This is a genomic window from Kitasatospora cheerisanensis KCTC 2395, assembly GCF_000696185.1.
GTDB classification, from domain to species: domain Bacteria; phylum Actinomycetota; class Actinomycetes; order Streptomycetales; family Streptomycetaceae; genus Kitasatospora; species Kitasatospora cheerisanensis.
In genome coordinates this window covers 343,563-365,282 of the sequence record NZ_KK853997.1, presented here as the reverse complement: position 1 = coordinate 365,282, position 21,720 = coordinate 343,563, and the positions used below count along the sequence as shown (strand labels likewise).

Genomic DNA, 21,720 nt, shown 5'->3' with positions numbered 1-21,720 from the left:
TCACGGATGCCTCCCCTGCCACCGGGTCCTCCCTACGCCGTCCGTGCCACCGGCTCGCGGTCGTCGAGCGCGGCGCGCAGCCGGCGGAGCCCGTCGCGCATCCGGGTCTTCACGGTACCGAGCGGGAGACCGAGGTACTGCGCGATCTCCCGCTGCGAGTAGCCGCCGTAGTACGCGAGCACCAGCGATTCGCGCTGCGGCAGGCTGAGCCGGGCCAGGGCGCGCCTGACCCGCTCGACGTCGAGGAGGCGCTCGGCCTGCTCGGCCACCGACTCGCCGACGGGCCGCTCGCGCAGGGCGGCCCGGACCTCGCGGTCACCGGCCGCCCGGGTCGAGCGGACGCGGTCCACCGCACGGCGGTGGCCGAGGGTGAGCGTCCAGGCGAGCACGCTGCCGCGCTCGGGCCGGTACGCGGCGGCGGTGCGCCAGACCTCCAGCATGACCTCCTGCGTCACCTCCTCCGCGTGCGCCGGGCTGCGCAGCGTCCGCAGCGCGATGCCGTACACGGGCGGGGCGAGCGTTTCGTACAGCGCGGCGAACGCGTCCTGGTCGCCGTGCGCCACCAGGGCCATCAGCCGGGCCGGATCGGCCGCTCGGGCCCGGGCGGGGGCGGCGGCCGCCGGTTGCGGGACGGGTCGTGCGAGGGTGCTCCGGTTCACGCCGCCACCGTGCAGCGTTTCGGCAGCGGAAGGCGACTCGCATCCATCGTGCATCGTTTCGCGCCCGGCCGGGGCAATCCGGTGCACGGGTCCGCTCCGAACGGCAGGCAGTCGCCCGTGACCGGGCCCGCGCCGCACCCGAACCGAGGAACCACCGATGACCGTCGCCGTCGCCCTGTTCACCCAGGACCTGAGACTGCACGACAACCCGGTCCTGCACGCCGCCCGGCACGCCGCCGACCAGGTCGTACCGCTGTTCGTCCTGGACCCCGACGTGGCGGCGGTCGGCTTCGCCGCCCCCAACCGGCAGGCGTTCCTGGCCGCCTGCCTGGCCGACCTGGACGCCTCGCTGCGGCGGATCGGCTCCCGGCTGGTCCTGCGCCACGGCGACCCGGCCGAACAGGCCGCCCGGATCGCCGCCGAGGCGGACGCCGACACCGTGCACGTGGCCGCCGGGGTCAGCGCGTTCGCCCGGCGCCGCGAGACCAGGCTCCGCCGGCTGCTGGGCCGGCGGCTGCACGTCCACGAGGCGGTGCTGACCGTGGTGCCGCCCGGCCGGGTCACCCCCGCCGGGCGCGACCACTACGCGGTGTTCACCCCGTACCACCGGGCCTGGCAGCAGGCCCCGCGCCGCTCCCCGCACGGGGCGCCCCGGCGACTCGACACGCCGGACGGCATCGGCAGCGCCGAACTGCCCGCCGCCCGTCCGCACTCGCCCGGCCTGCCGCCCGGCGGCGAGAGCGCCGCCCGCCAGCAGTGGCGGCGGTGGGACGTCGACGGCTACGCCGACCTGCACGACGCCCTGGCCGCCGACGGCACCTCGCGGCTCTCCCCGTACCTGCACTTCGGCTGCCTGTCGGCCGGCGAACTGGCCGCCCGCGCCCGGGCGCACGGCGGCGACGGCGCGGAGGCCTTCGTCCGGCAGCTGGCCTGGCGCGACTTCCACCACCAACTGCTCGCCGCCCGGCCCGAGGCCGCCCACCGCGACTACCGCCCCCGGGACGGCGGCTGGCACCGGGACGAGCGCGAGGCCGACGCCTGGCGCGAGGGCCGCACCGGCTACCCGATCGTCGACGCGGGCATGCGCCAGCTCGAACACGAAGGGTGGATGCACAACCGGGCCCGGCTGCTCACCGCGTCCTTCCTCACCAAGACGCTCCACCACGACTGGCGGGTCGGCGCCGCGCACTTCCTGCGCCTGCTCGTCGACGGCGACCTGGCGAACAACCAGCTGAACTGGCAGTGGGTCGCGGGCACCGGCACCGACACCCGCCCGAACCGGGTGCTCAACCCGCTCCGGCAGGCCGACCGGTACGACCCCGACGGAGCGTACGTCCGCCGGTGGGTGCCCGAACTCGCCCACCTGCCCGGCCCGTCGATTCACCGGCCGTGGCTGCTCGCCCCCGACTACCCCGCGCCCCTGGTCGCGCCCGAGGACCTGGCGCTCCGGCTCCGCACCGCCCGGGCCCTCGACTGAGCCGGAGCCGCGACCGGACCCGGAGCCGCGGCCGGCTCCGCACCGGTGCCCGCGGCCCGGCTGGCCGCCCGGGCGGCCAATCCGCAACGGGCAGCACTCCGAATGGGTGGTGCACACCGTGGTCGGCCGCCCAGCGGTCCAGGTCAGAGAGGCCCCCGTGACGATGCCCGTCTCCGAACGCACCGGCTCCCCCGCGCCCCGTCAGCCGCGCCCCGGAGGCGGCCGCCCCGGCCGCCCGATCGCCGTGGTCGGCGCCGGGGTGGCGGGCCTGACCGCGGCGTACGAACTCCACCGGGCCGGCGCCGACGTGGTGCTGTTCGAGGCGGACGACCGCCTCGGCGGCCACGCCCACACCCAGGCCGTGCGCGGCCACGACGGGCGGGAACTCGCCCTGGACACCGGATTCCTGGTGCACAACGAGCGGACCTACCCCCAGCTGGCCCGGCTGTTCCGGGAGTTGGGGGTCCGCACCCGGGACAGCGAGATGAGCATGTCCGTGCACTGCGACGGCTGCGGCCTGGAGTACGCGGGCGCGCGCGGCCCTGCCGGGCTGCTGGCGCAGCCGTCCGCCCTGCTGCGCCCCAGCTACCTGGCCATGCTGGCCGACGTGCCGCGGTTCCACCGGCGGGCCAAGGCGCTGCTCGCCGACCCCGGCGCGGGCGACCCGAGCCTGCGCGAGTTCCTGGCCGCCGAGAACTTCAGCCGCTACTTCGTCGGCCACTACATGACCCCGGTGGTGTCCGCGGTGTGGTCGTGCGCGCCGGACCTGGCCGGCGACTACCCGGCCCGCTACCTGTTCACCTTCCTCGACAACCACGGCATGCTCGCGGTCACCGGCTCACCGACCTGGAAGACCGTGGTCGGCGGGTCCCGGACCTACGTGCAGCGGATCGCCGAGCGGCTCGGCACCGTCCACCGCCTCGCCCCGGTCCGCCGGGTGCGGCGCCACCCGGACGGGGTCGCGATCACGACCGCCGACGGGCGCAGCACGGACGCCGCGGCGGTGGTGATCGCCACCCACGCCGACCAGGCACTGCGGCTGCTGGCCGACCCGACCCCCGCCGAGCGCGAGGTGCTCGGCGCGTTCCGCTACTCCCGCAACCCCACCGTCCTGCACCGCGACGCCTCGCTGCTGCCGCGCGCACCCTGGGCGCGCGCCTCGTGGAACTACCGGATGCCGACCTGCTACGGCCCGGCCGACCGGGTCCGCGTCACGTACCACCTCAACCGGCTGCTGCGGCTGAACACCCTCGACGACTACCTGGTCACCCTGAACGAGGACCGGGACACCCCGCTGCCCGCGCACGCGGTGGTGTCCCGCACCGTGTACGAGCACCCCGTGTACACCGCCGGGACGGTCGCGGCGCAGCGCCGGCTGCCCGAACTCGCCACCGGCCGCACCGCGTTCGCCGGCGCCTACCACGGCTGGGGCTTCCACGAGGACGGCTGCCGCTCCGGCGTCGCGGCGGCCCGCACCCTGCTGGGCGCGGGCGCGCGATGACCGGGCCCGGCCGCCGCACCCTCCCGGGCCCCTGGGGCGCGGCGCTCTACCCGTACGTCACCACCCACGTGCGCACCGCGCCGCTGCGCGACGCCTTCCGGCACCGCGGCTACCTCTGGCTGGTCGACCTCGACCGGATGCCCCCGGTGCCCCGGTGGCTGCGCCCGCTCGCCCGGTTCCGCCCGGGGGAGGCGATCCGCCGCGAGCTCGCGGACTTCCTCGCCGGGCAGGGCACCGACCTGGCCGGCGGCAGCGTCCTGATGCTCACCCAGGCACGGGTGCTCGGCCACGTGTTCAACCCGCTGACCGTGTACTGGTGCCGGGACGCCGCCGGCCGGCCGCTGTGCACCGTCGCCGAGGTGCACAACACCTACGGCGGCCGCCACCGCTACCTGCTGCGGCCCGGCCCGGACGGCGTCGCCGGGGCCCGCAAGGAGTTCTACGTGTCCCCGTTCTTCCCGGTGGCGGGCCGCTACCGGATGCGGCTGCCCGAGCCCGGCGACCGGCTGGACCTGACGGTCCGTCTGGAACTCGACGGGGGAAGCCCGTTCACCGCCACCCTCCGGGGCCGGGCGCTGCCCGCCGGCGCCGCGGTCCTGCTGCGCGCCGCGCTCCGCCACCCGCTGCCCACGCTCGCGGTCTCCGCGCACATCCGCTACCGCGGCATCCGGCTGTGGCTGCGCGGCCTGCCCGTCCATCCACGGCCCGCCGGTCCGCGCGGCCCGTCCGGGTGCCCGCTGCCGTCCCCGTCCGACACCCCGCACGAGGAGTCCACCGCATGACCGTCCAGCTCGACCTCACCGCCCCGCCGGCCCCCATCGTCGACCCGAGCCGCTGGCCGGACGTCGCCCGCGTACCGCAGGGCCGGCTGCGGGCCGCCGTCGCGGAACGGCTGCTGCGCCGGGCGTCCGGCCGACTCGGCATCCGGGTCGACCGACCGGACCGCCCGGTTGACCGGACCGCCCGGCCCGGCGCCCCCGTCCTGACCCTGCACCGCCCCGCGGACTTCTTCCGCCGGGTCGGGGCGAGCGGCCTGATCGGCTTCGGAGAGGCGTACCAGGCCGGCGACTGGGACAGCCCGGACCTCGTCGCCCTGCTGACCGCCCTGGCCGCCGCGCCCGAGAAGCTGATCCCGCCCGGCACCTCCTGGCTGCGCCGCGCGGCCGTCCGCCGGACGCCGGCCGGCGAACGGCCGACCACCGGCAACGCCCGGCGCAACATCCACCGGCACTACGACCTGTCGAACGACCTCTTCGCGCTGTTCCTCGACCCCACCCTCAGCTACTCCTCGGCGCTCTTCCCCACCCGCGCCGACGGCACGCCGGCCGCGTCCTGGGACGGGCTCGCGGCGGCCCAGCACCGCAAGATCGACCGGCTGCTCGACCTCGCCCGGGTCGGCCCGGGCACCCGGGTGCTGGAGATCGGCACCGGCTGGGGCGAGCTGGCGCTGCGCGCCGCCGCCCGCGGCGCACGGGTGGTCAGCCTGACCCTCTCCGAGGAGCAGCTGGCCCTGGCCCGCCGCAGGATCGCCGACGCCGGCCTCGCCGACCGGGTCGACGTCCGGCTGTGCGACTACCGCGCGGCGCAGGGCAGGTACGACGCGGTGCTCAGCGTCGAGATGATCGAGGCGGTCGGCCGCCCGTTCTGGCCGGCCTACTTCGCCACCCTGGACCGGGTGCTCGCCCCCGGCGGGCGGGTCGCGCTGCAGGCCATCACCATGCCGCACGCGCGGATGCTCGCCAGCAGCGGCACGCACACCTGGATCCTCAAGTACGTCTTCCCGGGCGGACAGATCCCCTCCCTGCGCGCCGTCGAGGAGAACGCCGCACGGCACGGCGGCCTGCGGGTGGTCGACACCGCGGCGTACGGCCCGCACTACGCCGAGACGCTGCGGCTGTGGCGGGAACGGTTCCTCGGGCACACTCGGGAGGTGGCGGCACTCGGCTTCGACGAGGTCTTCCGCCGCATGTGGGAGCTGTACCTCGCGCACTCCGAGGCCGGCTTCCGCGCCGGATACCTCGACGTCCACCAACTGCTGCTGACCCGCGGGCAGGAGGCCCGGTGACCGCCGCCGCCGTACTCGGCCCGCTGCTCGCCGACCTGCTCGGCGGGCCCCTCCCGTTCCGCCTGAAAGCCTGGGACGGCTCCACCACCGGCCCCGCCGACACGCCGGTGGTGGTCCTGCACCACCGGCGGGCCCTGCGCCGACTGCTCTGGCAGCCGGGCGAACTCGGCCTCGCCGACGCGTACATCCTGGGCGAGCTCGACGTCGAGGGCGACCTCGCCACCGGCCTCTCGCAGGTGCGGAACGCCCTGGCCGGACGCCGGATCGCCCGGCCCGCCCCGCAGACCTGGCCCGCCCTGCTGACGGCCGCCGTCCGCCTGGGCGCGCTCGGCACCCCGCCACCGCGCCCCGGCGGCCGCGCCGCCGTCCGCGGCGCGCTGCACAGCCGCGCCCGCGACCGGGCCGTGATCAGCCACCACTACGACCTGTCCAACGACTTCTACGCACTCCTGCTGGGACCGGCGATGGCCTACTCCTGCGCGTACTACACCGACGAAGGGCAGAGCCTGCAGGCGGCGCAGGAAGCCAAGTTCGACCTGATCTGCCGCAAGCTCGCGCTCGCCCCCGGAGTGCGCCTGCTCGACATCGGCTGCGGCTGGGGCGCCCTCGCCCGGCACGCCGCCCTGCACCACGGCGCACGGGTCACCGCCGTCACGCTCTCCGCCCAGCAGCACCGGTGGGCCACCGAGAGCATGGTCCGCTGCGGCGTCGACCACCTCGTCGACGTGCAACTGCGCGACTACCGCGACATCGAGCCGTCCCGCCACGACGCGATCAGCTGCGTCGAGATGGGCGAGCACGTCGGCAGGGACGAGTACCCCGCGTTCGCCGCCCGGCTGCACGACCTGCTCGAACCGGGCGGGCGCGTACTGATCCAGCAGATGTCGCGCGGCACGGCGGCGCCGGGCGGCGGCGCGTTCATCGAGGCCTACATCGCGCCGGACATGCACATGCGCCCGCTCGGGCAGACCGTCGGCCTGATCGAGGACGCCGGACTCGAGGTCGTCCACACCGAGGCCATGCGCCGGCACTACGCCACCACCATCGACGCCTGGCACGACACCCTGCGCAGCCACCGCACCGAGTTCACCGCCATGGTCGGCCGACCCACCGTGCGCCTGTGGGAGCTGTACCTGGCCGGCAGTTCGCAGGCCTTCGCCGAGGGACGGATGGGCGTCGACCAGATCCTCGCCGTCCGCCCCGCCGACCCGCACCCGGAGCCCGCATGAACACCGGCGCCTTCCTCCTCAACCTGGCCGTCACGGCCGGCGTCGCGCTCGCCGTGCTGCTGGCGGCGTTCGCGGCCGGCGCCCGGCTCGGCCGCCACCGCGGCGTGGACGTCGCCTGGGGCCTCGCCTTCACGGCCGTCGCCGTGACCGGCCAGCTCCTCTCCGCCGGCCACGGCGACCCGGCCCGCCGCCTGCTGGTCACCGCCCTGGTGGCCGTCTGGGGCCTGCGGCTGTCCGCGCACATCTGGTGGCGCTCCCGCGGCGCCGGCGAGGACCCCCGCTACGCCCGGATGCTGTCCCGCGCACCCGAGGGCCCGGCCCGCACCCGCTACGCCCTGCGGAAGGTCTACCTGCTCCAGGCCCTGCTGGTCTGGTTCGTGTCCCTGCCGGTCCAGTACGCCCAGTACCTCCCCGACCGCCTCGGACCGCTCGACGGCGCCGCGGCCGCCCTGTGGGCCGTCGGACTCTTCTTCGAGAGCGTCGGAGACCGGCAACTCGCCCGCTTCAAGCAGGACCCCGCCAACCGGGGCCGGGTGATGGACCGCGGCCTGTGGCGCTACACCCGGCACCCCAACTACTTCGGCGACGCCTGCGTCTGGTGGGGCCTGTACCTGCTGAGCGCCCACCACCCCGCCGCGCTGCTCCTGCTGCCCAGCCCGCTGCTGATGACCTGGCTGCTGGCCTTCGGCAGCGGGAAACCCCTGCTGGAACGCCGGATGGCCGCCCAGCAGCGCCCCGGCTGGGCCGAGTACACCGCCCGCACCAGCTCCTTCCTGCCGCTCCCGCCCCGCCGGCGCGCCTGACGGCCGGACCGCGCCGATGGCCGCTCCCCCGCCGGGAGCGGCCATCGACGTGAGCACCCCCCGCCAGGGGGCACGAGCGGGTTCAGCCGAACGACAGGAGGACCACCGGCGCGCCCGTCGGCCGGGCGGAACCGCCGGCCGGCTCCACCGTCACGCCGACGCCGCGCGCCCCGTTCAGCGGCCCGCTCAGCAGCACCGCGCCGGCCGGGTCGGACATCAGGCCGGCGGGCCGCATGGAACCCGCGTCGTCGAACCACAGCTCGTACGCGGTGCCCTGCTCCAGGGCCGGCAGGCCCGAGGCGAGGAACCCCGCGGCGTCCCGGGCGTGCGACCACACCACGGTGGCGACACCGCCGCCCCCGGCCACCCCGGCGCTGGCGATCCGCGCGTCGGGAGCCGTCAACAGCTCGGTGATCCGCGCCTGCTGCCGCTGGAGCGCGGCGGCCCGGGACCGGGCCCGCTCGCTCTCGCCGTGCTGCTGCACGGCCACGCCGCCGGCCGCGGCCGCGAGCGCCAGACAGGCCGCCAGCGCCAACCGCGGCCACGAGCGGCGCAGCCTGCGCCGCAGCGGGCGCGGGCCCGGCGGCGGCCCGGCGGGCGGCTCCTGCCGGACGGTGTCCAGAGCCGCCATCACCCGCCTCCGGAGCTCCTCGGGGACCGGAACGGCCTGGGCGGCGCCCAGCCGGGCGAGGGTGGCCGTGAACTCGGCGACCTCCTGCGCGCAGGCGGGGCACCGGGCCAGGTGGCGTTCGAACTCCTCCCGCTCGGCGTCGTCGAGGGCGTGCGCGGCGTACGCACCGGTGAGGGTGTGCAGGTCGGCGGTGCTCACACCGTCACCCCCAGGCAGTCGCGCAGCCGGATCAGACCGTCCCGGATCCGGGTCTTCACCGTCCCCAGCGGGACGCCGAGCAGCGCCGCCACCTGCGGATAGGTACAGCCCCGGAAGTAGGCCAGCGTCACCGACTCGTGCTGGAGCTCCGTGAGCCCCTTGAGGCAGCGCCGGACCTGCTCCCGCTCCAGCCGGCCCTCGACCTGCTCGGCGACCTCGTCGAACGCCGGACCCTGCGAGACCGCCGCGAGTCGCTGCTCCCGCTCGGCGGACGCCTGGGCCGCCCGGACCCGGTCCACCGTGCGGCGGTGCGCGATGGTCAGCACCCAGGCCAGCACCTCGCCGCGGTCGGGACGGTACTGGGCGGCCTTGCGCCACACCTCCAGCAGCACCTCCTGCGCGACCTCCTCCGACTGGGCCGGATCGCGCAGCACCCGCCGCACCAGCCCGAGCACCGGACCGGCCACGGCGTCGTACAGGCCGCCGAACGCCTCCTGGTCGCCCAGGGCGACCCGGCCGACCAGCTCCTTCAGATCGGGCCCGGGCCGAACCGGGCCGGAGAGACGGACCACGGCGCTCACCGCGGCACCCCCTCGGCCCGGAGGCCGGCCGGCCAGACCGATGACGGGACAAGCAGCATCAGGGATCGATCCTCCCAAGCACGGCGGTCGACGGACCCGCCACGACGGACGAAGAAGCGGAACACCCGCTCTTCGGAGCCGCGACCGCCGCGGATTGCCCGGAAGGCGACCGCACCGCACCGCCGCGCTCCGCCACGCGCCGCCGCGCCCGTTCCCCTGCGGCAACGCGGCACGTGGGCCGGCCGGGCCGCCGGTGGGAGGCTGGTGGAAGGTGGCGCCGACCGGCCGGGGAGAGGTACGCGTGAGGATCGAACCCGTGACAGGGGCCGCGCCGCGGCGGGTGGGCCGGCCGATCCTGTCGCAGCACTGGCGGAACGTGCTGTTCCTGCACTGGCCGGTCCGTCCCCCCGCCGTGGCCGACCTGATGCCGCCGGGCGTGGCTCCCGACGTCTGCAACGGCACCAGCTGGGTCGGGCTGGTGGTGTTCGGCACGGAGCGGACGGGACCCGGACCCGGCGGAGGAATCCCGTACTTCGGGACGTTCCCCGAGGTGAACGTCCGGCTGTACTCGGTGGACGGGCGGGGCCGCCGGGGCGTGGTGTTCCGGTCGCTCGACTGCCCCCGGCTCGCCGCCGTCCTGGTGGGCCGGGCGGCGCTCGGCCTCCCGTACCGCTGGTCGGAGACCCACTGGACGGCCGAGGACGGCGCGCTGCACCTGGCCAGCCGGCTGCGGGGCCCGGCGGGCAGCCGGGCCGGCTGCGTGCTCCGCGCCGAGGTCGGCCCCGGGCTCGAACGGCCGGGCCCGCTGGCCGAGTTCCTCACCGCCCGCTGGGGGCTGCACACCCGGACCCGCGGCCGCACCGTGTACCTGCCGGTCGAGCACCCGCGCTGGCCGCTGCACCGGGCCCGCCTGCGCGAACTGGACCAGGACCTGCTCCCGGCCGCCGGCGTGGAGGCCGCCGGACCACCGGCGAGCGTGCTCTTCTCCCCGGGCGTCCCGGTGCGGTTCGGCCCCTGGACGCCGGTGGACTGACCGGCCGGGCCGCCCTTCGACCAAGCCGCGGAGCCGCCCCGCTCCGAACACCCGGCAGTCCGACCGGAGGGAACACGCCCATGACACCGCCGCCCGTCACGGAACCGCCCGCCCTGCGGCTCCTCCACGTACCGCCGCGGGTACGCGCCGCCGTCCTGCTGCTCCCCGGCGGGCGGGCCGAGAGCCGGCAGCCGCCGACCCGGCTCGACCTGCCGTCGCGCCGCATGATCCCGTTCGGCCGGGCGGTGCGCCGCGACCTGCCCGGCGACGTCCTGCTGACCGCCCTGGTGCGCTACCGGCACCGCGGCTGGAACGGCCCGCGGGCCGATCCCGTCCGGGACGCCCGCCGCGCCCTCGGCGAACTGGCCGCCCTGGCGCCGCAGCTCGCCGTCACCCTGGTCGGCCACTCGATGGGCGGCCGGGCGGCGCTCGCGGTGGCGGGCCACCCGCAGGTCCGCGGCGTGGTGGCGCTGGCGCCCTGGTGCGTCCCCGGCGACCCGGTCCGGCAACTCGCCGACCGGGACCTGGTGGTCCTGCACGACCCGGGCGACCGCATCACCTCGGCCGCCGAGTCGTTCGCCTTCGCCCGCCGGGCGGCCGCGATCGGGGCCCGCGTGCAGACGCTCCCGATGCGCCACGGCGGCCACAGCATGCTGCGCGACGCCGCGACCTGGCACCGGCTCACGGCCGACGCGATCGCCTCCGTCATGACCGGCGTGCCGCTGCTGCCGCCGCGACCGGAGCACTGACGGACCACCCGCCACCGGCGGCGCCCCGGCAGGGGAACGCCGCCGGCCGTCCACGCGCGGCGATCGAGGCACGGATGCCGTGACTGCTCCGCCTGGGCGCGGCAGGACAGCCCGGGGCCACGAGGCGGGCGATCCCGCTGATCGAGGCCCGGTCGGTGTTCCGCCGCCGCTTCCGCCGCGCCAAGGCGCACCTGGTGCTGTCGGCGATGCGCCCCCGCGCGGCCGAACCGGGCCGGCCGACAGCAGTCCGGCGCGACTGCCGGGGACACGGTGCTGCCGCTCATCCCGACCAGCCGGGTGTCCCCGGGGCGGGGCGGGGGTCACGGTGCGCCGAGGCCCCACAGTTCGGTCTTGGCCCAGGCGCCGACGATCGCCACGTCCGGGTTCTGGTGGCGGAGTTCGGCCCAGTGGCCGGCCAGCAGTTGGAGGCGGACGGTGAGCGGGAGCTGGGCCAGCACCGGGGGCAGCTCGGCGGCCGCGCCGGTGGCGGAGAGGGTGCCGACGGTGATGCCCTCCGCGGCGGCGGCCGCGCCGAGGGCGGCGGTCAGGCCGTCCTGGTCGGCCCGGGCTCCAGCAGCAGCAGGCCGTCGGCGGCCCCGAACGGCACGGCCGAGCCGTGCAGGTAGAGCTCCGACTCGTAGCCCTCGGCGAGGATGCGGGCGGCCTCGCGGACCTTCAGCGCGCCCTCCCGGGCGGTGACGCCCCAGGGCCCGGCGCCGATCACGGCCAGCGCCCGGGCGGGCAGGGCGACGGCGTCCAGGCCCGGATCCCGCCCGGCCTCGCGGATCGCCTCGGCGGTCCGGTGCAGCTGCTCGGGGCCGTAGTCCGCGGCGCCCAGGCGGTGGGCGAGCCCGGCGAGCACGGTGAGGGCGGCGGTGTAGCTGACGGTGTAGGTCTCGGACTGCTCCTTGGCCACCGTCTCGACCGCCTCCGGCCAGTCGGCGGTGCCGACGCCGGTGATCGAGACCGCGGGCACGCCCGCGGCGAGCGCCTGCTCGCGGCAGCGCAGCGCGTAGGCCGTCTCGGCGGTGTGGGTGATCACCACGACGGCGTCGTCGGGGCGCAGCGGCGCGCCCCAGCGGGCGAACTGGGCGGCGGAGGACCAGCGGGCGTCCACCCCGGCGTGGCCGAGCATCATGGCGCCGAGCTCGGCGGCGTGCTGGCTGGTGCCGGTGCCGAGCAGCAGCACCCGGCGGGCGCCGGCCAGCCGCTCGGCGACCGGTGCGAGGTCGGCCTCGGCCAGGCGGTCGACGGCCTCCGCCTGGGCGTGGATCATGCGGTGGAGGGCGGTCTCCTGGAAGGTGCGAGGCATGGGGGTCACTCCTCTCCGGCCGGGCGGGCGGCCGTGCAGATCAGGTGCGGCGAGTGGATGTGGAACGGGCTGAGGTCGTAGTCCCCGTGCAGCCCGTCCGGGCTCAGGCCGGCGCGGGTGAGCAGGGCGGTGAGCTCGTGGGCGCTGTACACGCGGTAGTCGGCGGTGACGCTGCGGCCGACGGTACCCGAGGCGGGGTCGAAGGCCTGGATGTTCCAGGTGATCCGGCTGGTCAGCGCGTCGAACCGCTCCTCGTACAGGTACGTCGTCCCGGTGCTGGAGTCGAAGTTGCGGACCACGAACTCCTCCGGCGCGGTGCCGAAGGACTCGCCGCTCTGGGTGAGGAACCAGTCCCGGTTCATCACGTCGATCAGCAGCCGGCCGCCCGGGGTCAGCCGGTCGCGGACCTCGCGCAGGACGGCGAGGTTCTCCTCCTCGGTGTCGAAGAAGCCGAAGCTGGTGTGCAGGCTCACCACCGCGTCGAAGGAGCCCTCGGGGAGGGCGCTCAGGTCGCGCATGTCGGCCTGCACGAAGGAGACCCGCTGCCCGGCGCGCTCGGCCCGCTCGCGGCCCTGTTCGAGGTAGGGCTCCATCAGGTCCACGCCGGTGACCCGGAAGCCCGCCGCGCCGAGCGGCACGCTGTGGCGGCCGGTGCCGCAGGCCAGGTCGAGCAGGGCGGCGCCGGGCTTCAGGTCGAGCGCGCCGGTGACGCAGCGCACCATCGCCTCGGCGGTGGCCGCGTCGCGGAGCTCCAGGTCGGAGCCGGTGTAGACGTCGGTGAAGAAGGTGCTCCACCACTCGGTGGGACGGTCGGCCACGGGTATCTGGTCCGTTCTGTGGTGAGGGTGTCGGTGCGGGGGAGGGGGTCAGGCGGGCGGCCGGGCCTCGACGCCGAGGAGGCCGGGGGAGTCGAAGCCGTCGAGGCCGTCGTGGTCCGTCGGGCGGAAGTGCTCCAGGCTGGCCCGGAGCCCGGGACCGGTGTAGTCGACGTAGTGCAGCCGGCCGGTGCCCGCGCGCAGGCCGGGCAGGCCGCCGAACTCGCCGACGGCCCGGTACTCGCCGTCGCCGCGCTCGACCACGACGAGCAACTGGCCGTCCAGGGTGGGGAGATCGGGGTCGAAGCCGGCCGCCCGGGCGGTGCTGCGGTGCCAGTACGAGCTGCGCTCGGTGCCGTCCGGCAGGGACTCGACCGCCAGCCAGAGCGTCGCGCCGCCGGTTCCGCCGGTCAGCAGGTACTCCGCCCAGCGCTGGGTGGCGCTGCGGACCTGGACGGCGCCCAGGACGGTCGCCCCGCCCGGCAGGGTGGCGCCCGGGCGCAGGTCCATCAGCCCGGCCATCAGAACTCCCGCCGGCTGTTCGGCCGGGGCTCCGGCCGCCAGGGCGCGTCGTGCAGCTGCTCCGGGCCGATGGGCAGCCCGGTCATCAGCGCGGCGTTGTGGTAGGCCGGGCTCTCCTCGGCGGTGAAGTAGTCCAGCATCATGGTCCATTCGTCCGGAGCCGGCCCCGCGGCGGGCGGCGGGAAGGGGGTCGGGTCGGCGTAGTACGAGGAGACGGTGACGTCGATGTGGTAGAGCGAGCCGTACCGCTCGGGGTCGGCGTCGGCCGGCAGATGGCCCGGCCGGGGTGGCCGGCGCAGGCCGTAGCCGGTCGGGCGGTCGCCGCCCAGGTGCCAGGTGCTGCTGTGGCCGGTCGGATGCCCGATGCCGCCGTTGCCGACCGAACGCAGCGCCGTGCCATGGGAGTTGCGGACGGCCTCGGCATGGGTGCGGAACCGGCCGGCGTCGTGCGCGGCCTGGGTGTGGTGGCCCACGGCGTTGACGTTGAGCAGCATGCCGCCCGGCACCCGGTGGTCGTGCGCCCGGGTGAGGTGGGCGCCGGTGAAGAACACCGTCATGCTGGCCGCGAAGAGCTCCAGACGCCCGTCGGGCCGGCGCAGTGGCACGCCGTCCAGGCAGATGGTGTCGGCCGCGATCGGCGCCCACTCCGGCAGGTACAGCCCGACCAGCAGCCGGAAAACCTCCAGCAGTTCGGGCCCGGGGCGGGCGTGCGCCAGCCGGGCGCTGTTGAACATCACCTGCAGACTGCTGGTGCGGCCCGCCAGGGCACGCAACTTCCAGCGTTCGCGGGCCTGTTGGAGCAGCTTCTCGACGTGCTCGGCGCCGCGTGCCAGATCCTCCTCGTCCACCCAGCAGATGTCGAGCGCCGGGTCCGCGTCCGGCCGGGCGGCCACCTTGGCGAAGACGCACGGCTGGTGGCCGCCGAACCAGCGGCGTAGCGCCGCCTCCTTCTCCTCCCGGGAGGCCGCCGCCGACAGCAGCACGGTGTGCGCCTCGTCGATGTCGGCCCCGAAGCCATGCCCCGGAGCATCCGGGACGAGCCGGTCCAGCGCCGCCGTCAGCGGGTCGTCGCTCTCGGCCGCAGCCGCCACCGCGGGTGCGGCGAGGTCTTGCCCTCCAGTACGTCGCATACGTAACTCCCCCATGCGGGCGCGTTCTTGAAGCCGTGGCCGGAGTCGCCCCCGACCAGCCAGACGGTCGGGGCGGCCGGGTGCCGCCCCAGGACGAACTCCTCGTTCTCGGTGGTCGTGTAGGTGCAGGTCTCGGCGGCGAGCACCGGCGCCCCGGCCAGCGCCGGGAACCGCTGCCGCAGGTAGGCGCGGGCGGCGCCCGGCAGTTCGGGCGGCGAGGCGGGCGGCACACCGGGCGGCGCCTCGACGTCGGGGACGACCTTGACCCCGGCGCCGCTCAACGCCCCGATGCCGTACATGGCACGGCCCAGGTCGAGCCAGGCCGGCGCCCCGGGTCCGCAGGGCAGCGCGGGCGAATCCAGGTAGTAGCTCACCTGGCCCGCCGGCCGCCCGCAGGCCAGCTCCGGGAAGATCCCGGGCAGGGCGGCGCCGACCGCCCAGACCGTCAGGTCGGCCCGGTGCTCGGCGTCGTCCACCCGCACCCCGGCCCGGCCGGCCGGGCCTCGCCGCGCACGAACGCGCAGCCGAGCACCCGGCAGGAGGCCGCCAGCGCCCGGACGGCCGGGCGGGCGCGCAGCACGCCGGCCTCGGGCTCGTACAGCGCGAACTCCAGGCCCTCGGTGCCCACGGCGGGGAAGCGCCGGGCCACCTCCCGGGGCGACAGCCGCTCGGCCGGGACGCCGAGGCGGCGCAGCGCGGCCAGCGACCGCTCCTCCCAGCCGGTGGCCGTCCCCCGCGAGGCGAAGCTCAGCACGCCGGACGGGACCAGCAGTTGCTGTCCGCTCTCGCGCTCCAGCTCCCGCCAGCGGCCGAGCGACCGCCAAGTGAGCTCCGCGTACCAGCTCCGCGCCCCGTAGGCGCAGCGCAGAATGCGGGACTCGGCCGCGGAAGGGCCCTGCTCGCCGGGCCGGTTGGGGTCGGCAATGGTCACCCGGTGGCCGCGGAGGGCGAGTTCACGGGCGACCGAGAGGCCGACCACCCCCGCCCCGACGACCAGCGCGGTGCTCAACGGAGCCGGCCGCTCACCGGTCCATCACCTTGGCCTCCAGATCGGCGGGCTGCGGGAGGAAGAAGGTGGTCCCGGCCTGTGCCGCGCCCTCGGCCGCCAGCGGGCGCAGGCCCGTCCAGCGGACCGGCCCGGTGTGCCCCAGCGCCCGCCAGAGCCGCTCGGCGAACTCCGGCATGACGGGGTGGGCGAGCTGGGCGAGCAGCTGCGCGGCCGCCGCCTCCACCGCGAGCGTCGCGGCGTCCTCGGGGTGCGCGGCCGCGAACTCGGCGGTGCTGCCGACCAGGTCGCAGAGCGTCCGGGCGGCGGTGCGCGGCGAGAAGCTCCCGGCCAGGTAGGCGCCGTGGCCGCGGGCGGCGAGGCGGGCCAGCTCGGCCAGCTGCGCGCGGTGCCCGTCGCCCAGGCCGGTGAGCCCGGTGGCGGCGCCGGCCGCCAGGCGGTCGAGCACCGAGGCCAGCCAGGGCTGCCAGCGCCCGGCCAACTCGCCGTCCGCGAGGGCGTGGAAGCGCTGCCAGGTGAAGTCGGTCCGCTCGTCCTCGGGCCGGTCCAGGGCCAGCACGAAGCGCACGGTGTCGGCCGGCACGTGGGCCAGCAGGTCGGTCGCCCAGATCGCGTGCCGGCGGCTGGTGGAGAACTTCGCCGCGTCGAGCTCGTAGAACTCGTTGGTCAGCAGCGCGTCCGGCAGCCGCAGCCCCTCGTCGTAGGCCATCAGCAGGGCGGGGATCAGCGCGGCGTGGAAGTAGCCGTTGTCGAAGCCGAAGAACTGCACGATCTCGGCGCCGTCCCACACCTGCCGCAGGTCGGCGGCGTCGCCCCGGCGGCCGAGCGCCTCGGCCACCGCGTTGAGGTAGCCCGGGGCCATCTCGGCCCAGACGTAGACCCGCTGGTCCTCGAAGCCCGCGACCGGCACCGGCAGACCCCAGCCGGTGGGGTGGCTGAGCGGGATGTCCGGGAGCCCGGCCTCGGTCAGCTCCAGGCAGAAGGCGCGGAGCCGCGGGCTCATCACCGTCCGGCGGTGGTACTCGGCGAGCCGCTCGGTGTACCGGCCGAGCGGGAAGACCAGGCGCTGGTAGGAGCGCAGCACGGGGACCCCGTCGCAGCCGGTGCAGCGCGGGTCGGCCAGGTCGGTGCAGACGTTGGGCCAGGCGCAGACCTCGCAGGAGCTGCCGTCCGTGACCACGCCGCAGTGCGGGCAGCCGCCCCGGACGTACGCCTCGAAGAGGTAGCGCTCGCAGCCCTCGCAGTACAGGCAGTCCTCGGTGCGGCGCTCCAGCCGGCCCTGCCGGTCCAGCGCGAGCACGAAGTCGCGGACGGCCTCCTGATGGCCCGTCGAGTGCTGGGGGCGGACGTAGGAGTCGACGGCGAAGCCGATCGAGTCGAAGATGGCGGCGATCTCGTCGGCGAAGCCCTGGGCCATCGCCAGGGGTTCCTGGCCGAGCGTGCGGGCTTTGGCCGGGACGTAACTCTGGTGGACGTCCGAGCCGGTGGCGTACAGGGCGCCCTCGCCGCGCAGGTGGCAGGCGCGGGTGTAGACGTCGGCCCCGGAGTACGGGCCGGCCAGGTGCCCCAGGTGGAGGTCGCCGTTCGGGGTCGGCGGTGCGGCGGTGACTACGCTGAACACGGGCATCGCGAGTGGGCTCCTCAGAGGCTGACGGGTCCGTGGCTCTCCGGCCAGTAGATGGTGAGGAAGACCAGCCGCTGGTCGCTGCTGGCGTTCGTCACGTGGTGGCGGCTGCCGCCGGGGATGAACACGGACAGGTCGGGGTGGACGGGCGCGCGCTCCTCGCCGATGGTGATCTCGCCGCGGCCCTCCAGGAAGACGAAGACCTCGTTCTCCTCGTGCTGGTGCGGCTCGGTCGCCCCGCCGGGCTCGACCACGGCCCTGCCGAACCCCCAGGGGGCCAGGTCCTCCCCGCCGTGCGGGTAGAGCTGCTGGTAGCGGATGCCGTACGCGTCGGTCAGTTCGTGCTCGGTCATCGGACGGATCAGCAAGGACCCACACCTTCCCCCGAGGAATGCGAGGCAAGGCGGCTCAGGCGCGTTTCCCCGTCAACCCCGTTCGTCGTCGATGGTTGGCGGTGTGATCATCGTCTTGGCTCTGAAGCACTGTCAAGAGTTGTCATCAGTGCGGCCGTTGACCCGCAGAAGTGGTTGGCAACCTGTCAGTTCCGGACTGACAGCACCCGCACACTGCCCCCGTTGGGATGCGTGAATTCCGCGGCGCGGGCGGGCATTTCTGGTATCCGGCCCACCCCGGCATCGCCGAAGTGACCGGCGGAGGCGCGCACCGAATGACGGCGAGGCGGGCCGCAGTCCGGAACCGGGGCCGCGGCTCGCCGGCCGGCAGGGCGAGTGTTCGGGAGCGAGCCGGCCAAGGCCGGGGCCGGCGGGTGGGAGCTCCGTCGAGCCGGCCTCGCTCGCGCGGGGCGGACGACCACAGGACCCGTCCGGGCACTGGCGCCGGCGGCATCGAATTCCGCGGGTGCGGCACCGATCGGCCGCTCCCGTCACGCGGATCCCGAGGCCGCGTCCACTCCTACTGCGACAGCCTCACGGCGTGCTCCAGTTGCACGGGGGAGAGCCCGGCCCTGGGGCTGTTCGCGGTGGTGGACAGCCGGCTCCGCTCCAGGGCTCCCGCGCGGCTCTCACGATCGCGTCCGTGGCGTCCTCGTGGCCGAATTCAACTGGACCAGCGGGCGCACATGCCGAAGGAGGGCGGCAAGCCCTCGGAACCCCGGCGCTCGTATCCCCGATCGAGCCCGCACACCGGGCAGTTGGTCCCCGGCCTCGGCGTCCTGGCCGTGGGCCGATGCTACGGACGGACCGTCCTGCGAAGCGCGGGGACTGTTCGCTGTCGGGGCCGCGCCACCGGTTCGGCCGGGCCTCCTCGCCGGGGGCTCTCGTTCGACCGTGGCGGTGACCGTGTCCACCCGTGCACCGAATCAATGGCCACCGTGCTGTCCCGGTCCGTCCTGTCGGTGCGGGGCCCTTGACGGAGGGTCAGACGCGCAGGGACCCCCACGTGTCCTGGCCCACCTTGCCGTCCGCGGTGAGGTGCTCGTTGCGCTGGTAGCGCTTCACGGCCTCCTCGGTGGAAGCTCCGAAGTATCCGTCCACCCCTACCGGGTAGCCGTGGTAGTTCAGCAGCGACTGGAGTTCCTTCACCCTCGCGCCGCCATCGCCGCGCTCGGTGTAGGCGTTGCTGCGGTCGTAGCCGCAGTAGATCCCGCCGTCCAGGTGGTCCTGGCACTGGCCCGGCGTCGAGGCCGGCGCCCGGGTGGTGAGGGGCGCGGCGGGAGCAGCGACTGCGGCACCGGCAGGGAGAACGGCCGCCGCGACCGCGGTGGCCGCGAGGAGGGTGAGCTTCATACGCGCGAACCTACCCACGCGACCAGCCGCGGCGGCAGGGCGCGCCAGAGCACCCGGACGCGCACGAAGTCCGGCAAGGGGGGCGGGGCGCAGCGCTCGCGCCGTCCGGCCGGAGAGGCAGGCGTCGGCGACGTCCAGGCGGACCGGCTCACGCCCGTCGATCTCTACCCGTGGCCCGAGGACGGTACCGGCACCCGACGGCCCCCACCCGCTCGACAAGGCCGTCGCCCGGACCGGCATCACCGCCGCCTCGACCCAGGCACCCGGTTGATCCGGGCCTGCCGGCCTCCGCCCGTCCCGCCCCCGTCAGGCCTGCCCGTACGCCCTCTCGGCCATCGTGGCGATCGTCAGCGGGATCTCGTGGGCGGGCACGGCGGGCGATGCGGGAAAACCGGCCTTCAACGCCCCGGCGGGCCAGAACGCCACCCGGCAGGCCGAGCAGAACCAGGCGTGCTCCCACACCTGCATCCGCCGGGTCCAGATGGCGTTGTGAAAGGACACCTGCTCGGCGTCGGCGGCGGGAAGCGGAGCCCGGCCGCGGGCCAGCCAGAGAACCACCAGGACGACGACGCCGGGCACCGGCAACCCGGACAGGACGGCTGCCGCGCTCAGCCCGGCAGCGTCGGCGGCCAGGACCGCCACCAGGCCAGCTGCCAGGTAACCGCCGACGATCAACGCCGCAGTCCGGGTACGGAGGTTCCAGCGGGGCTCGGACGTGGCGACCCGGGTCACCGGAGGCGGGGGCGGCGGGGCCACCTCGAAGGCGGGCGGGTCACCCTCGTACGCCCGGCGCGCCCTGAGGGTGCTGCCTGTCTCCCCACACTGCGGACACTCCTCGAACACGACCGTTCGTTCCTCTCCGATGGTCCACCCCTGCCGGGCACCGGCGTTGCGGGTGCCCGCCGGCGACGACGCCGCCGGCACCGTCGACTTCGTCGAAGCGGAGCAGCCGACGCGGACGGACGACCCGGGCACGGCACGCCGGCTCTGCAGCCCGCGTCGGCCCGGACGTTCCCCCCCGCCGGGCCTCCGCACACGGCGCAGCGGACTCTAGCGGGCCGCTGCGACACCGTCGCAGGGCCACCGCCGGTCAACGAGCCGGTCGCTGCGGGAAACCCCGCACACCCCGCCCCCGAGCACCTGCCGTGGAGAACCGACCACCGGCAGCGGCATCGACCAGGAGCCCGGACACCGGTGCAGGCCTGGCTTGCTGGGTATCCCGTGGACGGTCTGCCCGGTCGGCGCGGATGATCGCGTCATGCCGACTGAAGAAGAGCTCGATTCCATGGCGGACCGCATCGAGGCCGCATCCGCGGGTGCGTGGATTCCTGTGCTGGAGACCCGCGGTGCGACCGGCAGGGCGAGCTGCATCCGGATCGCCCCGGCCACTGCTGTGGATGACGACGAGATCCATCTCAGTCGGTTCATCAACGGAGAGCAGGTCCAGGTGAGTCCGGACTCGCAACTGGATGCCGACCTCGATTTCATCGCTTCCGCGCGACAGGACATGCCTCGCCTGATCGCCGAGGTCAGGCGACTGCGCGGTCTGCTGAAAGGGGACAGCGACCCACGGCACGCTGCTTTCGTGGCGCTCCGCGAGCTCGGACGAAGCCAGGACTACCGTGACCGCGCTGATGCCGGTCGTGGCCTGGCGGCCTTCGCCGACATGCCGGAGGCCCATGGGCCACTGCTGGAGCTCGTGCTCGACCCGGGCGACACCTTCGTCACCCGGGTGACGGCAGAAGCCGTGCTTCGGCGAAAGGACAGGATCGGGCTGACGGTCGTCGCCTCCGCGATGGCAGTCGCCAACCCGAACCACAGCGATTGGATCCACACCGCGATCGTCGATGTGTTCAGCATCTTCTCCGCGGACCGAGACAGAGCGATGCAGCTGTGCGAGGAGATCTTGCGGGACACTGACGACCGCGTTGCCCCGGGGGCCCGTCAGCTGCACGACGTCCTGGCCGAGATCGACCCGGTACTCCGCCCCGCGTAGCGCGGATCAGTCGGCGGAGCTGCGATCCGGGCTTCGAGGTCGACGACCCGGAACTCTGCGTGGGTGGCCTTGAGGGCGTCCTCGGCGTTCAGCACCCCGCGCGCGCCAGGTTGCCTCGCGCGGCTCCTCGTCGTCGGTGACCATCGGGGTCCGGCGCTGGCCGACCTCGGCCATCGCGGTGGCGGCGACTGCGGCTCGGGCGTCGGTGCTCCGATCGGACCGGCTCGCCGGGGCGTCAGCGGCCCGTGGCCGCGTGCTCGGCCAGTTCGAGGAGCGCTTCGAGGTCGTGGGCGGCCTCGGCGGGGCAGAGCGCCGGTTGCGGCGGCGAGGCCTGCGAGTGCGGCGGCGGGCCCGGGTGTTGCGGGCGGCCGGGGCGGCCTTGCCGACGGCGTGGGCGGCCTGCTCGCGGTCGCCCGGGCGGCGGTGGCGCTCTCGTCGGCCCAGCGGAGGAGGGGGTGCGGCAGGTGCGAGGCGGGTACTTCCTCCAGGAGGCGTGGGGTCCGGCGGACGGGGGACGAGATGTACGGGGAAGGTCCGGGCCGAAAGTTGGGCCCGCAGGGCTTCTGGGCGGGAGTGACCATGCTCGTGCTGCTGTTCGGTGGGATGGCGCTGCTTGCCCTGTGCACACCGCCCGGCGCGTACAC

General features: G+C 75.5%; 23 protein-coding genes. 9 read left to right on the top strand and 14 right to left on the bottom strand.

The window, feature by feature from the left end; all coding sequences use genetic code 11:
• Positions 1-32: 32 nt before the first annotated feature.
• Positions 33-659 (bottom strand): ECF RNA polymerase sigma factor SigK, encoded by a 627-nt coding sequence (gene sigK, locus KCH_RS01825; RefSeq protein ID WP_035858369.1) that lies wholly within the window; start codon positions 657-659, stop codon positions 33-35.
• A gap of 157 nt (positions 660-816) precedes the next feature.
• Between sigK and KCH_RS01820 the strand changes: the two genes are divergently transcribed.
• From KCH_RS01820 to KCH_RS01795, 6 genes are all read left to right on the top strand, one after another.
• Complete coding sequence (locus KCH_RS01820) at positions 817-2,136, top strand: cryptochrome/photolyase family protein (RefSeq protein ID WP_035858367.1); 1,320 nt, start codon at positions 817-819, stop codon at positions 2,134-2,136.
• 163 nt (positions 2,137-2,299) lie between these two features.
• Positions 2,300-3,637 carry an NAD(P)/FAD-dependent oxidoreductase gene (locus KCH_RS01815; RefSeq protein ID WP_084223115.1) on the top strand — a complete coding sequence of 446 codons (1,338 nt, stop codon included), beginning with the start codon at positions 2,300-2,302 and terminating at the stop codon, positions 3,635-3,637.
• Positions 3,634-4,419, top strand: coding sequence for a DUF1365 domain-containing protein (locus KCH_RS01810; RefSeq protein WP_051652633.1), 786 nt, complete (start codon positions 3,634-3,636; stop codon positions 4,417-4,419). Before KCH_RS01815 ends, KCH_RS01810 begins: the two co-directional genes overlap by 4 nt.
• Complete coding sequence (locus KCH_RS01805) at positions 4,416-5,702, top strand: class I SAM-dependent methyltransferase (protein ID WP_035858365.1); 1,287 nt, start codon at positions 4,416-4,418, stop codon at positions 5,700-5,702. The genes KCH_RS01810 and KCH_RS01805 overlap by 4 nt, the downstream gene beginning before the upstream one ends.
• On the top strand, positions 5,699-6,931 hold the full coding sequence (locus KCH_RS01800; protein WP_035858363.1) for an SAM-dependent methyltransferase: 1,233 nt from the start codon (positions 5,699-5,701) through the stop codon (positions 6,929-6,931). The genes KCH_RS01805 and KCH_RS01800 overlap by 4 nt, the downstream gene beginning before the upstream one ends.
• Entirely contained in the window at positions 6,928-7,734 is an 807-nt protein-coding gene (locus KCH_RS01795; protein ID WP_035858361.1) for a DUF1295 domain-containing protein, read from the top strand. The genes KCH_RS01800 and KCH_RS01795 overlap by 4 nt, the downstream gene beginning before the upstream one ends.
• Positions 7,735-7,816: 82 nt before the next feature.
• Here the strand turns inward: KCH_RS01795 and KCH_RS01790 are convergent, their stop codons facing one another.
• Positions 7,817-8,563: an anti-sigma factor gene (locus tag KCH_RS01790; RefSeq protein WP_035858359.1), complete on the bottom strand. Its 747-nt coding sequence runs from the start codon at positions 8,561-8,563 to the stop codon at positions 7,817-7,819.
• Positions 8,560-9,144, bottom strand: coding sequence for a sigma-70 family RNA polymerase sigma factor (locus KCH_RS01785; RefSeq protein WP_051652632.1), 585 nt, complete (start codon positions 9,142-9,144; stop codon positions 8,560-8,562). Before KCH_RS01785 ends, KCH_RS01790 begins: the two co-directional genes overlap by 4 nt.
• A 316-nt stretch (positions 9,145-9,460) precedes the next feature.
• On the opposite strand from KCH_RS01785, the gene KCH_RS01780 reads away from it, so the two are divergent.
• Positions 9,461-10,177, top strand: a complete 717-nt coding sequence (locus tag KCH_RS01780) for a YqjF family protein (protein ID WP_035858357.1) — start codon at positions 9,461-9,463, stop codon at positions 10,175-10,177.
• A gap of 80 nt (positions 10,178-10,257) precedes the next feature.
• Positions 10,258-10,926, top strand: coding sequence for an alpha/beta fold hydrolase (locus KCH_RS01775; RefSeq protein ID WP_035858355.1), 669 nt, complete (start codon positions 10,258-10,260; stop codon positions 10,924-10,926).
• A 320-nt stretch (positions 10,927-11,246) separates the two neighbouring features.
• Here the strand turns inward: KCH_RS01775 and KCH_RS40755 are convergent, their stop codons facing one another.
• From KCH_RS40755 to KCH_RS01725, 11 genes are all read right to left on the bottom strand, one after another.
• Entirely contained in the window at positions 11,247-11,384 is a 138-nt protein-coding gene (locus KCH_RS40755) for a hypothetical protein (RefSeq protein ID WP_157031837.1), read from the bottom strand.
• Positions 11,385-11,470: 86 nt separating this feature from the next.
• Positions 11,471-12,238, bottom strand: coding sequence for an SIS domain-containing protein (locus KCH_RS01770; RefSeq protein WP_035858354.1), 768 nt, complete (start codon positions 12,236-12,238; stop codon positions 11,471-11,473).
• Between the two features lie 5 nt (positions 12,239-12,243).
• On the bottom strand, positions 12,244-13,056 hold the full coding sequence (locus KCH_RS36635; RefSeq protein ID WP_051652630.1) for a class I SAM-dependent methyltransferase: 813 nt from the start codon (positions 13,054-13,056) through the stop codon (positions 12,244-12,246).
• A 48-nt stretch (positions 13,057-13,104) separates the two neighbouring features.
• On the bottom strand, positions 13,105-13,575 hold the full coding sequence (locus KCH_RS01760; RefSeq protein WP_035858353.1) for a DUF4178 domain-containing protein: 471 nt from the start codon (positions 13,573-13,575) through the stop codon (positions 13,105-13,107).
• Positions 13,575-14,705: a hypothetical protein gene (locus KCH_RS42130; protein WP_167573951.1), complete on the bottom strand. Its 1,131-nt coding sequence runs from the start codon at positions 14,703-14,705 to the stop codon at positions 13,575-13,577. Before KCH_RS42130 ends, KCH_RS01760 begins: the two co-directional genes overlap by 1 nt.
• Entirely contained in the window at positions 14,633-15,181 is a 549-nt protein-coding gene (locus KCH_RS46395) for an FAD-dependent oxidoreductase (protein ID WP_167573949.1), read from the bottom strand. Before KCH_RS46395 ends, KCH_RS42130 begins: the two co-directional genes overlap by 73 nt.
• Positions 15,151-15,714, bottom strand: coding sequence for an NAD(P)/FAD-dependent oxidoreductase (locus KCH_RS46390; RefSeq protein WP_051652628.1), 564 nt, complete (start codon positions 15,712-15,714; stop codon positions 15,151-15,153). The genes KCH_RS46395 and KCH_RS46390 overlap by 31 nt, the downstream gene beginning before the upstream one ends.
• 13 nt (positions 15,715-15,727) lie before the next feature.
• Positions 15,728-17,338: a methionine--tRNA ligase gene (locus KCH_RS01740; protein WP_051652627.1), complete on the bottom strand. Its 1,611-nt coding sequence runs from the start codon at positions 17,336-17,338 to the stop codon at positions 15,728-15,730.
• Between the two features lie 14 nt (positions 17,339-17,352).
• Positions 17,353-17,703, bottom strand: coding sequence for a cupin domain-containing protein (locus tag KCH_RS01735; protein WP_035858351.1), 351 nt, complete (start codon positions 17,701-17,703; stop codon positions 17,353-17,355).
• Positions 17,704-18,711: 1,008 nt separating this feature from the next.
• The gene (locus tag KCH_RS01730; protein WP_051652626.1) at positions 18,712-19,080 is read right to left on the bottom strand and encodes a peptidoglycan-binding domain-containing protein; all 369 of its coding nucleotides are present in this window, start codon (positions 19,078-19,080) and stop codon (positions 18,712-18,714) included.
• Between the two features lie 306 nt (positions 19,081-19,386).
• On the bottom strand, positions 19,387-19,755 hold the full coding sequence (locus tag KCH_RS01725) for a hypothetical protein (RefSeq protein WP_157031835.1): 369 nt from the start codon (positions 19,753-19,755) through the stop codon (positions 19,387-19,389).
• A 583-nt stretch (positions 19,756-20,338) separates the two neighbouring features.
• Between KCH_RS01725 and KCH_RS43740 the strand changes: the two genes are divergently transcribed.
• Positions 20,339-21,076 carry a hypothetical protein gene (locus KCH_RS43740; protein ID WP_244305086.1) on the top strand — a complete coding sequence of 246 codons (738 nt, stop codon included), beginning with the start codon at positions 20,339-20,341 and terminating at the stop codon, positions 21,074-21,076.
• The last annotated feature ends 644 nt before the right edge of the window (positions 21,077-21,720 follow it).

Coding starts and splice junctions, on each gene's coding strand:
- KCH_RS01795 (WP_035858361.1), top strand. CDS start 6,928: ATGAACACCGGCGCCTTCCTCCTCAACCTGGCCGTCACGGCCGGCGTC.
- KCH_RS42130 (WP_167573951.1), bottom strand. CDS start 14,705: ATGCGACGTACTGGAGGGCAAGACCTCGCCGCACCCGCGGTGGCGGCT.
- KCH_RS01760 (WP_035858353.1), bottom strand. CDS start 13,575: ATGGCCGGGCTGATGGACCTGCGCCCGGGCGCCACCCTGCCGGGCGGG.
- KCH_RS01730 (WP_051652626.1), bottom strand. CDS start 19,080: ATGAAGCTCACCCTCCTCGCGGCCACCGCGGTCGCGGCGGCCGTTCTC.
- KCH_RS01770 (WP_035858354.1), bottom strand. CDS start 12,238: ATGCCTCGCACCTTCCAGGAGACCGCCCTCCACCGCATGATCCACGCC.
- KCH_RS43740 (WP_244305086.1), top strand. CDS start 20,339: ATGCCGACTGAAGAAGAGCTCGATTCCATGGCGGACCGCATCGAGGCC.
- KCH_RS01820 (WP_035858367.1), top strand. CDS start 817: ATGACCGTCGCCGTCGCCCTGTTCACCCAGGACCTGAGACTGCACGAC.
- KCH_RS01815 (WP_084223115.1), top strand. CDS start 2,300: ATGCCCGTCTCCGAACGCACCGGCTCCCCCGCGCCCCGTCAGCCGCGC.
- KCH_RS01805 (WP_035858365.1), top strand. CDS start 4,416: ATGACCGTCCAGCTCGACCTCACCGCCCCGCCGGCCCCCATCGTCGAC.
- KCH_RS01810 (WP_051652633.1), top strand. CDS start 3,634: ATGACCGGGCCCGGCCGCCGCACCCTCCCGGGCCCCTGGGGCGCGGCG.
- KCH_RS01775 (WP_035858355.1), top strand. CDS start 10,258: ATGACACCGCCGCCCGTCACGGAACCGCCCGCCCTGCGGCTCCTCCAC.
- KCH_RS01740 (WP_051652627.1), bottom strand. CDS start 17,338: ATGCCCGTGTTCAGCGTAGTCACCGCCGCACCGCCGACCCCGAACGGC.